General features: G+C 45.1%; 10 protein-coding genes, 1 other RNA gene and 1 other annotated feature. Of the genes, 2 read left to right on the forward strand and 9 right to left on the reverse strand.

The window, feature by feature from the left end; genetic code table 11:
- Positions 1-147: 147 nt before the first annotated feature.
- Entirely contained in the window at positions 148-1,413 is a 1,266-nt protein-coding gene (locus NX903_RS13080; protein WP_086344140.1) for a replication-associated recombination protein A, read from the forward strand.
- A 39-nt stretch (positions 1,414-1,452) separates the two neighbouring features.
- On the opposite strand, the gene NX903_RS13085 is transcribed toward NX903_RS13080, so the two are convergent.
- From NX903_RS13085 to NX903_RS13105, 5 genes are all read right to left on the reverse strand, one after another.
- Entirely contained in the window at positions 1,453-2,217 is a 765-nt protein-coding gene (locus NX903_RS13085; RefSeq protein ID WP_003229763.1) for a tRNA threonylcarbamoyladenosine dehydratase, read from the reverse strand.
- An 81-nt stretch (positions 2,218-2,298) separates the two neighbouring features.
- A non-coding RNA gene (gene ssrS, locus NX903_RS13090) (6S RNA) lies at positions 2,299-2,491 on the reverse strand.
- Positions 2,492-2,551: 60 nt separating this feature from the next.
- The gene (gene aspS / locus NX903_RS13095) at positions 2,552-4,330 is read right to left on the reverse strand and encodes an aspartate--tRNA ligase (RefSeq protein ID WP_015384241.1); all 1,779 of its coding nucleotides are present in this window, start codon (positions 4,328-4,330) and stop codon (positions 2,552-2,554) included.
- Between the two features lie 13 nt (positions 4,331-4,343).
- Positions 4,344-5,618 (reverse strand): histidine--tRNA ligase, encoded by a 1,275-nt coding sequence (gene hisS / locus NX903_RS13100; protein WP_086344141.1) that lies wholly within the window; start codon positions 5,616-5,618, stop codon positions 4,344-4,346.
- Between the two features lie 93 nt (positions 5,619-5,711).
- Positions 5,712-5,944 (reverse strand) — a binding site (T-box leader).
- Positions 5,945-6,003: 59 nt separating this feature from the next.
- Positions 6,004-6,174 (reverse strand): YrzK family protein, encoded by a 171-nt coding sequence (locus tag NX903_RS13105; RefSeq protein ID WP_004399157.1) that lies wholly within the window; start codon positions 6,172-6,174, stop codon positions 6,004-6,006.
- A gap of 132 nt (positions 6,175-6,306) precedes the next feature.
- Here NX903_RS13105 and NX903_RS13110 point away from each other — a divergent pair, with 132 nt between their 5' ends.
- Entirely contained in the window at positions 6,307-7,863 is a 1,557-nt protein-coding gene (locus tag NX903_RS13110; protein ID WP_086344142.1) for an SH3 domain-containing protein, read from the forward strand.
- Positions 7,864-7,889: 26 nt separating this feature from the next.
- Here NX903_RS13110 and dtd read toward each other — a convergent pair whose 3' ends face one another.
- From dtd to recJ, 4 genes are all read right to left on the reverse strand, one after another.
- Positions 7,890-8,330 carry a D-aminoacyl-tRNA deacylase gene (dtd, locus tag NX903_RS13115; RefSeq protein WP_004398689.1) on the reverse strand — a complete coding sequence of 147 codons (441 nt, stop codon included), beginning with the start codon at positions 8,328-8,330 and terminating at the stop codon, positions 7,890-7,892.
- Positions 8,331-8,342: 12 nt separating this feature from the next.
- Entirely contained in the window at positions 8,343-10,547 is a 2,205-nt protein-coding gene (relA, locus tag NX903_RS13120; RefSeq protein ID WP_003229747.1) for a GTP diphosphokinase, read from the reverse strand.
- A 167-nt stretch (positions 10,548-10,714) separates the two neighbouring features.
- A complete protein-coding gene (locus tag NX903_RS13125) occupies positions 10,715-11,227 on the reverse strand; it encodes an adenine phosphoribosyltransferase (RefSeq protein ID WP_029727134.1) in 513 nt (170 codons plus the stop codon).
- A 5-nt stretch (positions 11,228-11,232) separates the two neighbouring features.
- Positions 11,233-13,593, reverse strand: coding sequence for a single-stranded-DNA-specific exonuclease RecJ (gene recJ / locus NX903_RS13130; RefSeq protein WP_086344143.1), 2,361 nt, complete (start codon positions 13,591-13,593; stop codon positions 11,233-11,235).
- Between the last annotated feature and the right edge of the window lie 9 nt (positions 13,594-13,602).

Here is a 13,602-nt window from a genome sequence, read left to right on the forward strand (position 1 = left end):
GTTTCGTCCGTTTATTATCTTATAGACCAACTGTTATTATAACATACCTTCAGCGAATTTTCATTGAGGCAGAAGGAAAGGGGGCCTTTCCCCTTTTCTAATGTACGGTTTTCCGTTACCCTGTAATTAAGTAAGGAGAGATGATAGATGAAGCCATTGGCATATCGGATGCGTCCGACAAAAATAGAGGATATTATCGGCCAGCAGCATCTGGTGGCTGAAGATAAAATTATTGGCAGAATGGTCCAGGCAAAACATTTGTCATCCATGATTTTGTACGGGCCGCCCGGAATTGGAAAAACATCAATCGCAACAGCAATCGCCGGTTCAACAAGTATTGCTTTTCGAAAGCTGAATGCTGTCATTAACAATAAAAAAGATATGGAAATCGTAGCTCAGGAAGCCAAGATGTCCGGCCAAGTGATTTTGATTCTGGATGAAGTCCACAGGCTGGATAAAGGAAAACAGGATTTTCTATTACCCTATTTAGAAAACGGGATGATCATTTTGATCGGAGCAACAACGGCTAACCCGTATCATGCCATTAATCCGGCGATCAGAAGCCGGACCCAGATTTTTGAGCTTGAACCGTTAACACCTGATCTGATTAAACAGGCACTGGAACGCGCGCTCCATGATGAGCATCGGGGCCTTGGCACCTATTCTGTATCCATTGATGATCAGGCGATGGAGCATTTTGCCCACGGATGCGGAGGAGATGTCCGCTCCGCTTTAAATGCGCTTGAGCTTGCCGTGTTGTCAACGAAGGAGTCAACAGACGGTGAAATTCACATTACATTAGAAACCGCGGAAGAATGCTTGCAGAAAAAAAGCTTTTCTCACGATAAAGATGGTGACGCGCATTATGATGTACTGTCCGCTTTTCAAAAATCGATCCGCGGCTCTGATGCTAACGCTGCTCTTCACTATTTGGCTAGATTAATTGAAGCCGGTGATCTGGAGAGCATCGCAAGACGATTGCTTGTTATCGCCTATGAAGATATCGGTTTAGCAAGCCCGCAAGCCGGCCCTAGAGTGCTGAATGCTATTCAGACCGCTGAGCGAGTCGGGTTTCCTGAAGCGCGAATCCCTCTGGCCAACGCAGTTATTGAGCTTTGCCTCTCACCGAAATCAAACTCGGCCATTCTGGCAATCGATGAGGCTCTGGCAGATATCAGAGCCGGAAAAATTGGGGATGTCCCGAAGCATTTAAAAGACGCGCATTATAAAGGAGCTCAGGAATTAGGAAGAGGAATCGACTATAAATACCCGCACAATTACGACAACGGTTGGGTCGAACAACAATACCTCCCTGATCCTCTGAAAAATAAGCAATACTATAAGCCGAAACAGACAGGAAAATTCGAATCCGCCTTAAAGCAGGTGTACGATAAATTAATGAAAAGAAAATAAAACAAAAACAGCCTTGATCATCAAGGCTGTTTTTATGCATTATTTATCCTTCACACGTTTGATTTCAATGTCTTTCAAAAGATCCATGACAACATGTCCGCCCATAATCAAACCTGCGACTGACGGCACAAAAGCATTAGAGGAAGGCGGCATTTTTGCTTTACGGATTTTCGCTTCGTCATTTCCCACTTCTTTTCTGACATCTTCCCGAATGACAATCGGGCTTTCATCAGAGAAAATCACTTGAACGCCTTTTTTGATCCCCTCTTTGCGTAATTTCGTACGGACGACCTTCGCAATTGGATCAGTGTGCGTTTTTGAGATATCAGCGATTTGGAAGCGTGTCGGATCCGTTTTATTTGCTGCACCCATGCTGGAGATGAGCGGAATATCCCGTTTCAGACATTCTTTCATTAAATGAATTTTATAACAAATGGTGTCTGACGCATCAATGACATAGTCAAGATCATAGTCAAAAAACTGCTCATACGTTTCCTCCGTATAGAACATTTTTAACGCGATCACTTCACACTCCGGGTTAATGTCTGCGATCCGCGCCTTCATTAAATCAACTTTCGGCTGTCCGACAGTTGAAAGCAGCGCGTGAAGCTGACGGTTTACATTTGTAATGTCGACATCATCTTTGTCGACAAGCAGAATGCGGCCGACGCCTGACCGCGCGAGAGCTTCCGCCGCGAACGACCCGACTCCCCCGACTCCAAGCACAGCAACTGTGCTGTTTTTCAGCGTTTCAAGGCCTTCTTTTCCGATAGCTAATTCATTGCGTGAAAACTGGTGTAACAAGAACCTCACTCCACATTCGTATTCTGGTTTCATCTATAAAATGGCTGATCCATGAGCAGCCGTTTTTCTGCGCACAAAAAATAAAGTCCCAATAGTGCCGTTGCAGCTTTCCTTTGTTTTGAACCCGCTCTCAGCAGGTGGGTGCCCTCTTTTAAATCTTGTAAGTCCTCTTTACCGAATGAAAAGAGGCATGTACGCCATTTAAAAATGCGGGCTCCCAAATCAAAAAAATGTTCGGTCAAAACTAGGTGTACAACTAACACATCAGGACTTTATTTAACTTGTCAAAATCATATCACAGACGATTTTGATTTTCAAGAATCGAACTGCCCAATCAGTTCTTAACTTTTTTCTTGATAGAAAGATGAAGCTCGTCAAGCTGGGCATCGCTTACTTCTCCCGGCGCCTCTGTCATCAGGCAGCTTGCACTTGCTGTTTTCGGGAATGCAATCGTATCTCTCAGGTTCGTACGTCCAGCGAGAAGCATAACGAGACGGTCTAAGCCGAGTGCGATTCCGCCGTGCGGAGGAGCGCCGTATTCAAATGCTTCCAGCAGGAATCCAAACTGTTCAGCCGCTTCTTCTGGTGAGAAGCCGAGAAGCGCAAACATTTTTTCCTGAATATCCTTTTCAAAAATACGGATTGAACCGCCGCCAAGCTCATAGCCGTTTAAAACGAGGTCATAAGCTTGTGCTTTCATGTCTTCAGGCGCTGTTTCAATCAGCTCAAGGTCTTCTCGGACAGGCATTGTGAACGGATGGTGTGCTGCGTAAAAACGGCCTTCTTCCGGATCATGCTCTAATAACGGCCAGTCGATGACCCATAAGAAATTAAACAATTTTTCGTCAATCAGCCCGCGCTCTTTCCCAAGCTTTAAGCGCAGGGCGCCGAGTGATGCGGCCACAACTTCGAATTGATCCGCTCCGAACAGCAGCAAATCACCTTCAGCAGCATCAAGTGCTTCAATCAGCTTAGACTGCTTTTCTTCATCAAAGAATTTAGCGATCGGGCCTTTCACTCCGTCTGCCTCAACCTTCACCCAGGCAAGCCCTTTTGCCCCGTAGTTTGCAGCAAAAGCGCCAAGAGCGTCGATGTCTTTTCTGGAGTAATCGCCGGCACCGCCTTTTACGTTGATGGCTTTAACCACGCCGCCGTTTGCTACAGCTGATGAGAACACTTTAAATTCCGTATCCTTTACAATGTCAGACACATCCGTCAAAAGCATGTCAAAACGCGTATCCGGTTTATCAGAACCGTACTTGTTCATTGCTTCGTCATACGTCATTCGAGGAAGAGGAAGCTTAAGTTCCTCACCTTTTGTTTCACGCATAACCTTTGCCATCATCTCCTCAGCCAATGACATAATGTCTTCCTGGCTCATAAAGGACATTTCAATATCAATTTGCGTAAACTCAGGCTGACGGTCCGCACGCAAGTCTTCATCGCGGAAACAGCGGGCAATTTGATAATATCGTTCAATGCCTGATACCATCAGAAGCTGTTTAAATAGCTGCGGGGACTGCGGCAGCGCGTAGAACTCACCTTCGTGCACACGGCTCGGCACCAAGTAGTCACGTGCGCCTTCAGGCGTGCTTCCTGTTAAAATCGGCGTTTCAATATCAAGAAACCCATTTTCATCTAAAAAGCTGCGAACAGCTTTCGTCACGTTATGGCGCAGCTGCATCGTCTGGAACATAGCCGGTCTGCGCAAATCTAAGTAACGGTGTTTTAAACGAACGTCCTCTGACACTTCTTCTGCTTGATCAGAAATCGCAAATGGAGGTGTCTTTGCAGCATTTAATACGTTCACTCCATCAGCATGTATTTCGATCGCGCCTGTTTTCAAATTCGGATTAACTGTTCCCTCTTCACGCGCCACCACTTTTCCTTGAATATCAAGCACGTATTCATTTCTGATGCCTTCCGCAATAGCAAGCGCTTCTTTTGACACATCAGGGTTAAAAACGACTTGAACAATGCCCGTACGGTCACGCAAGTCAATAAAAATCAATCCGCCGAGGTCTCGTCTTTTTTGGACCCAGCCTTTCAGCGTTACAGATTCGCCAATTGCTTTTTCAGTTATATCACCGCAATAATATGTTCTTCCAAACAATGCGTTTCACTCCTTATCCCTTTTGGTTTGCCTTCATCACATGTATAAATTCATCAAGTGCCACTTCAATCTGTTCGCCCGTCTGTGCATCCTTTACATTGATTTTGTTTTGGGCAAGCTCATCTTCACCCAAAATCGCAATAAATCTGGCATTTAAGCGATCAGCTGTTTTAAACTGGCCTTTCATTTTCTTATTTTCATAATCGATTTCACTGGAAATGCCTGCTTCTCTCAGTTTGTACACCAATGAAACAGAATAATCCTTTGCTTTTTCGCCGAGTGTGACGATATAGCAGTCGATTCCCTTATCAACAGGCAGCTCTCGTTTTTCAGCATCAATTGCGGCAAGCAAGCGTTCGATGCTCATCGCAAATCCGATGCCCGGTGCTTCAGGTCCGCCGATCTGTTCGACAAGCCCGTCGTAGCGTCCGCCGCCGGCAAGTGTCGTAATCGCGCCAAAGCCCTCCGCATTGCTCATAATTTCAAATGCGGTGTGGTTGTAATAATCCAGCCCTCTCACAAGGTTCGGATCGATTTCATACGAAATGCCCAGATCGTTTAAGTATTGTTTCACTTTTTCAAAATAAGCGGCCGATTCATCGTTTAAATACGTCAAAATTGAAGGCGCTGATTTCATCAGCTCATGATCTCGGTCTTTTTTGCAGTCCAAGATTCTAAGCGGATTCGTGTGCAGTCGTGACTGGCAGTCTGAACAAAATTCTTCGATGCGAGGCTCGAAGTGTTTCACGAGCGCTTCTCTGTAGCTTTTGCGGCTATCTTGATCGCCGAGACTGTTTATGACAAGCTTAACGTTTTCTAAACCTGCTTTTTCATAAATACTCATCGCAAGCGCCATTACTTCAGCGTCGATTGCAGGGTCTTTCGAACCAATCGCTTCAATTCCAAACTGATAAAACTGGCGGTAACGGCCTGTCTGAGGACGTTCATAACGGAACATCGGCCCGACATAATAAAGCTTTGTCGGCTGAACCGGATTTGCAAACAGCTTGTTTTCATTAAAGGCGCGAACCGCCGCAGCTGTTCCCTCCGGACGAAGCGTCAGGCTTCTGCCTTTGCGGTCCTCGAAGGTATACATTTCTTTTTGTACGATATCCGTCGATTCTCCGACGCCTCTGGCAAACAGTTCTGTATGCTCAAAAATCGGTGTGCGGATTTCTTTATATTGATAAGTGCGGCAAGTGTCTCTCATAATTTGTTCAACATACTGCCAGCGATCTGATTCTCCAGGCAGAATATCCTGTGTTCCTCTCGGAATGTTATATCCCATAGGTAGACCTCCTTATGTATTCCTTATAAAATATCCAACATGTGATCGTTAATGATGAAAATGAAAAAAACTCTCGTCCCTACTATACATGATAGTAGGGACGAGAGTTATACCCGTGGTGCCACCCTAGTTGGAATACGTTCATATTCCCGCTCGATCCTTTAACGCAGGTTCACGTTCACTGCCTAATGGCGTTATTCACGCGTTCAGCAGGAAACCTCCGGAGTGTTGTTTCGAGAAAGACGCAATGGGATCCGCTTTCAGCCTGGGGCGGGTTCCTCTCTAATCATGCAATCTGACCTACTCTTCTCCATTATTGGTTCAAATCTTTCATCATTTGCTATGTACTCAATTTCTATTATAATAATGGGATTGGGGTTCTCTGTCAAGCTTTATTCCGGTTGTTTTTCCTCAGCGCTGCTTCTTTGGACATAAGACCAAATTCAGATGCTGTCTCCGTAAGATAACCAGTCGTATCAGGATCTGCGTGATCGCTGTAATGCAGATTCGCTTCACCGTCGTGAAATGCACGTCCCATTTTTGGATGATATTTCATGATTTGCACACCTTTTTGATTGTATTTACGCTTAGTATAAACAAATCATTTTATTTTTATTTAAAAATCAGAAAGGACTTTACGATATTAAACAAGAATGCTTTTTTAATGATCATCAGAAAGGAGGACACAATGAACAAGAAATACTTTGTCCTTATTGTATGTATTATTTTCACCGCAGCGCTATTCCCGACCTTTTCATCCGTTACAGCTTCTCAAGGAGAAGCGGTCATCGCAACAGATGAAATGAACGTCAGAAGCGGCCCTGGGCTTAGCTACGGCATTACAGCGGAAGTAAAAAAGGGAGAACACTATCCGATTTTAAAGGAAGATGGAGACTGGGTGCAGATACAGCTTGGTTCCGGAGAAAAGGGCTGGGTAGTCTCCTGGCTTATTACAAAGGAAGACCAGGCCAGCACAAACTCCTCAGGAAGCAGTGGCACTGTGACATCAACAGACCCCGATCTGCGGATGAGAAGCGGCCCGGGCACTTCATACGAAGTCATCGGCAAATTCCCGCAAGGCAGCCAAGCATCTGTCATTGATAAAGATTCGGGCTGGATCAAGATATCCTATCACAGTGCCACCGGATGGGTATCATCTGAATATGTCACATCAGGAGGCAGCAGTTCAGCGTCTGATGAGAATGACCAAACCGAGGATTCCGGTGCGTCAACGACGGGCACAGTCGGTGTTTCTTCGCTAAATGTAAGAGCCTCCGCCTCACATGACGCGGCAATTATAACAAAACTTGATCGCGGAACGAAACTGACGGTTCTCAATGAGAAAAATGGCTGGGCTCACATTGAGGTGAACGGGCTAAAAGGCTGGGTTGCAATCCATTACCTTTTGACTAGTTCTGTTCCAGCTGATGATTCAGCAAATGCCGGCAGTTCATCCTCCGCTAAAAAAGCCTATATCATGTACGGAGGAACGAATCTAAGAAGTGATGCGTCAACATCAGCTTCGATCGTTGAGCGCGCTGCCAAAGGAGATTCATACACCATTACCGGTTCAAAGGGAAGCTGGTATGAAATAAAGCTTGATAACGGGCAAACTGCTTATGTAGCCAATTGGGTGGTCCAAACGTCTAAAAGCGCAGAAGAAGCAGGTGAACCGCCAGTCTCTGATTCCCCGTCTGGAAACGGCTCTCTAAACAATAAAACGATTATTGTTGACCCGGGACATGGAGGAAAAGACAGCGGAACGATCGGATATTCGGGGAAATTCGAGAAAAACCTGACGATCAAAACGGCAAAACTGCTCGCCAGCAAACTTAGATCGGCTGGAGCGGATGTATATGTGACACGCCAGGATGATACCTTTGTCAGCCTGCAGTCACGGGTCTCTACGTCTCACTACCGCAACGCTGACGCCTTTATCAGCATTCATTATGACAGCTATGCGGATACCTCTACAAGAGGCAGTACAGCATATTACTACAGTCCTGCCAAAGATCAGGAACTCGCATCAGATGTCCACTCAGAAGTGGTGAAGCGTTCTTCCATTCCAGACCGCGGCGTATTATTCGGAGATTATTATGTGCTCCGGGAAAACAGACAGCCCGCAATGCTGTATGAGCTGGGATATGTAAGCCATCCGCAGGAAGAAGCCATTGTACATAGCAATTCATACCAAGAAAAAGTAACAGATGGGATCGAAAGCGGATTAGAGAAATACTTCCAATAAAAAAAGCTGCCTTTTGGCAGCTTTTTTTATTTTGAATCCATAATGAGCGTGACCGGTCCCGAGTTTGTAAGCTGAACATCCATCATTGCTCCAAACGTTCCGGTCTCCACTTTGATTCCTTTTTCACGAAGCAGGTCATTCCATTTTTCATAAAGACCTAAAGCTTTATCGGGTTTGGCCGCGTTCATGTAGTTCGGCCGGCGCCCTTTTTTCGTATCTCCATAAAGCGTAAACTGTGAGACGGATAAAATCTCTCCTCCTATATCTACAAGAGACAGATTCATTTTTCCTTCACTGTCATCGAAAATACGGAGATTGACAACTTTATCAGCTAAATAAGCTGCATCATCTTCTGTATCGTCGTGAGTGATACCGACCAGCACCATAAGGCCTTGTCCAATTTGGCCGACGACCTCTTCGTCCACTGTAACGCTTGCTTCTGTTACTCGCTGAACAACTAATCTCATTTTCTAACCCCTTTAGTTCATGACGCGGCGCACAGAGTAAATATCTCTAATCTGTTTAATACGCTCGACGACTTTATGCAAGTGATTGATATTCTGGATAAAAATCGCCATATGAATGGTTGCCACTTTATTGCGATCCGATTTGCCAGAGACAGATGAAATATTTGTTTTCGTTTCATTCACTGCCTGGAGTACCTCGTTCAGCAATCCGCGGCGATCATACCCAAGAATCTCTATCTCAACATTGTATTCCTTGCGCTTTTGAACCTGTGACTCATGCTCCCACTCTACCGGGATCAGCCGCTCTTGGGCTTCATTCGTTTTGACATTCGGACAGTCTTCGCGATGGACCGAAACCCCTCTGCCTTTTGTGATAAAGCCGACAATATCATCACCTGGCACAGGATTGCAGCATTTTGATAAACGGACAAGGAGGTTGTCGATGCCCTTGACACGAACGCCAGCTTCCCGTTTTCTTCCTTGCGGGTATGGCTTAGGTTCCCCAGTGACTTCCTGAACGATCTTTTCCTGTTCTTCCTGATCGCGCTGCTTTCTCTCTTTTTCTGTTAGGCGGTTCGCCACCTGCAGAGCCGTAATGCCGTTGTAACCGACCGCCGCGTACATATCCTCTTCATTTGAGAAATTAAATTTGTCAGCAACCTTTTGAATATTCTCCGGCGTTAAAACATCCTTCAATTCAAAATCCAAGTTTTTAATTTCTTTTTCGACCAGTTCACGGCCTTTTTCGACATTTTCTTCACGCCGCTGTTTCTTAAAGAATTGACGGATTTTATGCTTCGCTTGGGATGTTTGGGCAAGCTTCACCCAATCCTGGCTCGGACCGTAGGAATGCTTAGAGGTGAGAATTTCAACGATATCACCTGTCCGAAGCTTATGGTCAAGCGTAACCATTTTTCCGTTTACTTTGGCACCGATTGTTTTATTGCCGATTTCAGAGTGAATCCGGTAAGAAAAGTCAATCGGAACAGAACCGGACGGAAGCTCGATTACATCTCCTTTTGGCGTAAAGACATACACCATGTCAGAGAACAAATCAATTTTGAGCGATTCCATAAATTCTTCTGCATCTGTCGATTCATTTTGAAATTCTAAAATTTCACGGAACCAAGAAAGCTTTTTCTCAAAGGTTGCACCTTCATTGGCTGCTTTCCCTTCTTTATAAGCCCAGTGAGCCGCTACCCCGTATTCCGCTATTTCATGCATTTCAAAGGTGCGGATCTGCACTTCAAGCGGATCGCCTTTAGGCCCAATAACCGTTGTATGAAGTGATTGATACATATTCGGCTTCGGCATTGCGATATAATCTTTGAATCTGCCGGGCATCGGTTTCCAGCATGTGTGAATGATGCCAAGCACCGCGTAGCAGTCCTTTATGCTATTCACAAGAATACGGACAGCCAGCAAATCGTAAATTTCATTGAATTGCTTGTTTTGCAGCACCATTTTTCGATAAATGCTGTAAATATGTTTCGGACGTCCCGAGAAGTCAGCCTTGATATTTACTTCTTCGACACGTTTCTTCACTTCATTGACAACCTCATCGACATAAAGCTCACGTTCTGCACGTTTCTTCTTCATGAGGTTGACAATTCTGTAATATTGCTGAGGGTTCAAATAACGGAGCGCCGTATCTTCCAATTCCCACTTAATTTTTGAAATCCCGAGACGATGCGCCAAAGGAGCAAAAATTTCCAGCGTTTCATTGGAGATTCTCCGCTGTTTTTCCTGAGGCAGATGTTTCAGTGTCCGCATATTGTGAAGACGATCCGCCAGCTTGATCAATATGACCCTGATATCTTGAGCCATAGCGACAAACATTTTGCGATGATTTTCCGCCTGCTGTTCCTCTTGAGATTTATATTTAATTTTGCCGAGTTTCGTTACGCCGTCTACAAGCATTGCCACTTCTTCGGAAAATGCTTCTTTCAGGTCATCGAGCGTCACATCTGTATCTTCCACGACATCGTGCAAAAATCCGCCCGCGATTGTGGAAGGGTCCATTTCAAGATCAACGAGTATCCCCGCAACCTGAATCGGATGAATAATATATGGCTCGCCCGATTTGCGGTATTGCTCGCGATGAGCATCTTCAGCGTACAGATATGCTTTTTCGACAAATGCGATATGCTCATCAGATAGATAGCTGCGCGCTTTATCTATAACTTGCTCGGCAGTCAATACTTGTTCGTTCGCCATGGAATCACCTTTTTTAAAATGTAAACTGTATTGTAGTTTATTATCAAGAAAAAAACGAAAGATGTAAAGAGCAGAAGTTCAAATAGCCAAATATTATATAAAATAAATGCAAAACAATAGGAAAAAAGCACCCTGACATGGAGTGCTTTTTCGTTATGCGGTTATCCTTAGTATTTCATTAATGTTAAGATGTCGTAATTTTCCAGCTTATCTCTGCCGTCAAGGTAAGAAAGCTCGATTAAGAAAGCGATACCAGCAACAACGCCGCCAAGTTCTTCAACAAGTTTGATTGTCGCTTCAATTGTGCCGCCTGTCGCAAGCAGGTCATCTGTAATAAGCACACGCTGACCAGGCTTAATCGCATCTTTATGGATCGTTAATACGTCTTTTCCGTATTCCAAGCCATAATCCACTTTGATTACTTCACGAGGCAACTTGCCTTCTTTGCGGACCGGCGCAAAACCTACGCCAAGCGCGTAAGCAACGGGACAGCCGATAATAAAGCCGCGCGCTTCAGGGCCAACGACCAAATCAATTTGCTTTTCTTTCGCATATTCAACAATTTGATCTGTGGCATAGCGGTATACATCGCCTTTATCCATCAGTGTCGTAATATCTTTAAATTGCACGCCCTCTTTCGGGTAATCCGGTACAATTGTTACGTATTGTTTTAAATCCATCTGTTTTATGTCCTCCTCGTACTTTCATAAGCCTCTGAATCTTGTTTCATCAGCTTATTCAGCCATTCCTTCAGCTCTTCAGCAGAAGAATAATTCAGCTTTTGATCCAGTTCCATCAGCTGCTGTTTCGCCTGATATGTTTGTGAGTCTGTTAAGTCGCGTTTCTTTGCTCCGCTCACAACAGACAGCACACCATTCTCTATTTTAACAAAACCGAGATCAAAAAACACCTTTGTCATGAAATTGATTGTTTCAACGGACCAGCCTTTATGTTTTGCAAGCTCTGAACCGTGTTTTTCCACGTCAAAAGCGCCTCTTTTCAGCAAGAACGCATAATACCATTTAAAGTGGTCTCTTGCGGGAAAAGTTGATAAAAAGTGGTCCTCATGATTGAGAAAAATAAAATATATCCGCTCAGGCGCCTTGCCTTCCAGCAAACGTGCGAGCATGTCCAGCGAAGGCGGCGGATCCAGTAATACAATATATGCACCATCAAGGTCAAACGCCTTTGCTTGATCCTCAGAGCTGATGACGTGCACTTCTCGGCGAAGGTCTTCAGTTTGAAGCAGTGTTGTTGAGTCTTCTTTGAAAGAGACAATGGCCCGTTTAGCAGATGGAAGGGTGGAAACTGTGTCTTCCCACATCCGTTTTCCCCTTAAGTCAAACAGCTGCCATTCAGAAACAGCGGCATCCTTAATCATAAGCTGCGGCTTTTTTCGATTGTTCCATTCGTTGATTGACATCTCACCGACAATGGAAATTCTTGAACCCGGTACGATGCCTTCTTCAAGCTCGCCTTTATTAAAACCGACGCAATCAAGCTGAGACGACTCGTTTCTGATCGTCATTTTAACATGAGTCTTATTTGCCCCTATCTTGCGGACATCTTCCAGTACTGCGTTTTCTACGAGAACGTGCGGTTTCGGGTTCAGCATGCCAAAAGGAGACAGCATGTTCATTTCTGCGATGCTTTCAACTGTAATGTCTTCGACGCCGCAGACAAGGTCGACTTCCTGTACGGGAATAAAATCCTCTTCCGTAAGCGTATTGTCCGCTATTTCATTCAGCCTGCTTCGCAAATCCGGCACATCTTCGGCTTTCAGCGTCATCCCCGCAGCCATTGGATGGCCGCCGAAATGAGGAAGAATATCTCTGCATTCAGAAAGGCTCTCAAATAAATTAAATCCTCTGATGCTTCGGGCCGAACCTTTAGCGATTCCCTTTTCTTCATCAATGCCTAGAACAATGGCCGGTCGGTAGAAACGGTCCACAAGCTTTGAAGCCACAATTCCGACGACTCCCGGGTTCCATCCGGCTTTGGCCACGACAATTGCAGTTTGATCGAGCCCTTGCTGTTTAACCATTTCAATCGCTTCATCCGTCATTTTGCTGACCATTTTTTGGCGCTCTTTGTTCAGCTGGTCAATTTCTGCGGCAAGCTCTTCCGCTTCAAACGAATCCTCTGACATAAGCAAATGAACAGCGGGATCCGCCTGTTCGATTCTTCCGACGGCATTCAGCCTTGGTGCGAGCTGAAATCCGACTGTTTCTTCGTTCGCTTCTCCGATGTCTCCGCCTGACAGCTTAATCAGCTCTTTTAAGCCGAGCCGATTTGTCCGTCGAAGCCTTTCAAGTCCTAGTGTTGCAATTAATCTGTTTTCGTCATGCAGCGGGACTAGATCGGCAATGGTGCCGATAGCCGCCAGGTCAAGCAGTTCATCAGGAAGTTCACCCAATAAAGCGTGGGCAAGCTTAAAAGCGACTCCAACCCCGGCAAGCTCTTTAAACGGGTAAGTGCAGCCAGGCTGCTTCGGGTGGACGATCGCATGGACATCCGGAAGCTCCGGTCCCGGTTCATGATGATCGGTAATGATGACATCTAGTCCGAGTTCCTTTGCCACCTTCGCTTCATGCACAGCGGCAATTCCTGTATCAACCGTAATGATCAAAGAGAAGCCCCGTTCTTTAATCGAACGAAACGCCTGTTCATTAGGTCCATATCCTTCTTTAAAACGGTCAGGTATATAAAAATCAACTTGAGCCGACAGTTTTTGCAGCGTGTGAAGCATCACTGACGTACTTGTAACCCCATCGGCGTCATAATCGCCATATATCATAATCTTTTCTTGTTGTGAAATCGCCTGTTTTATTCGATCTGCCGCTTCTTTCATGCCTTTCATTTCAAAAGGATCATAAAAATCGGCATCCTTTGTATGTAAAAACAGCCTAGCGCTTTCTGCCGTATCAAAGCCTCTTTTTACAAGCAGGGACGCAACAAGAGGTGTTATATGCAATTGTTCTGTGAGTGATTTGACCTTATCCTGATCTGGTCGCTGGATTTCCCATCGCATTTTTGACGCTAACATAAATTCACC

This window comes from Bacillus sp. FSL R5-0576, assembly GCF_038004765.1.
In the GTDB taxonomy this organism is placed as follows: Bacteria; Bacillota; Bacilli; order Bacillales; family Bacillaceae; genus Bacillus; species Bacillus subtilis.

Coding starts and splice junctions, on each gene's coding strand:
- NX903_RS13080 (WP_086344140.1), top strand. CDS start 148: ATGAAGCCATTGGCATATCGGATGCGTCCGACAAAAATAGAGGATATT.
- hisS (WP_086344141.1), bottom strand. CDS start 5,618: ATGGGATATAACATTCCGAGAGGAACACAGGATATTCTGCCTGGAGAA.
- NX903_RS13105 (WP_004399157.1), bottom strand. CDS start 6,174: ATGAAATATCATCCAAAAATGGGACGTGCATTTCACGACGGTGAAGCG.
- NX903_RS13110 (WP_086344142.1), top strand. CDS start 6,307: ATGAACAAGAAATACTTTGTCCTTATTGTATGTATTATTTTCACCGCA.
- dtd (WP_004398689.1), bottom strand. CDS start 8,330: ATGAGATTAGTTGTTCAGCGAGTAACAGAAGCAAGCGTTACAGTGGAC.
- relA (WP_003229747.1), bottom strand. CDS start 10,547: ATGGCGAACGAACAAGTATTGACTGCCGAGCAAGTTATAGATAAAGCG.
- NX903_RS13125 (WP_029727134.1), bottom strand. CDS start 11,227: ATGGATTTAAAACAATACGTAACAATTGTACCGGATTACCCGAAAGAG.
- recJ (WP_086344143.1), bottom strand. CDS start 13,593: ATGTTAGCGTCAAAAATGCGATGGGAAATCCAGCGACCAGATCAGGAT.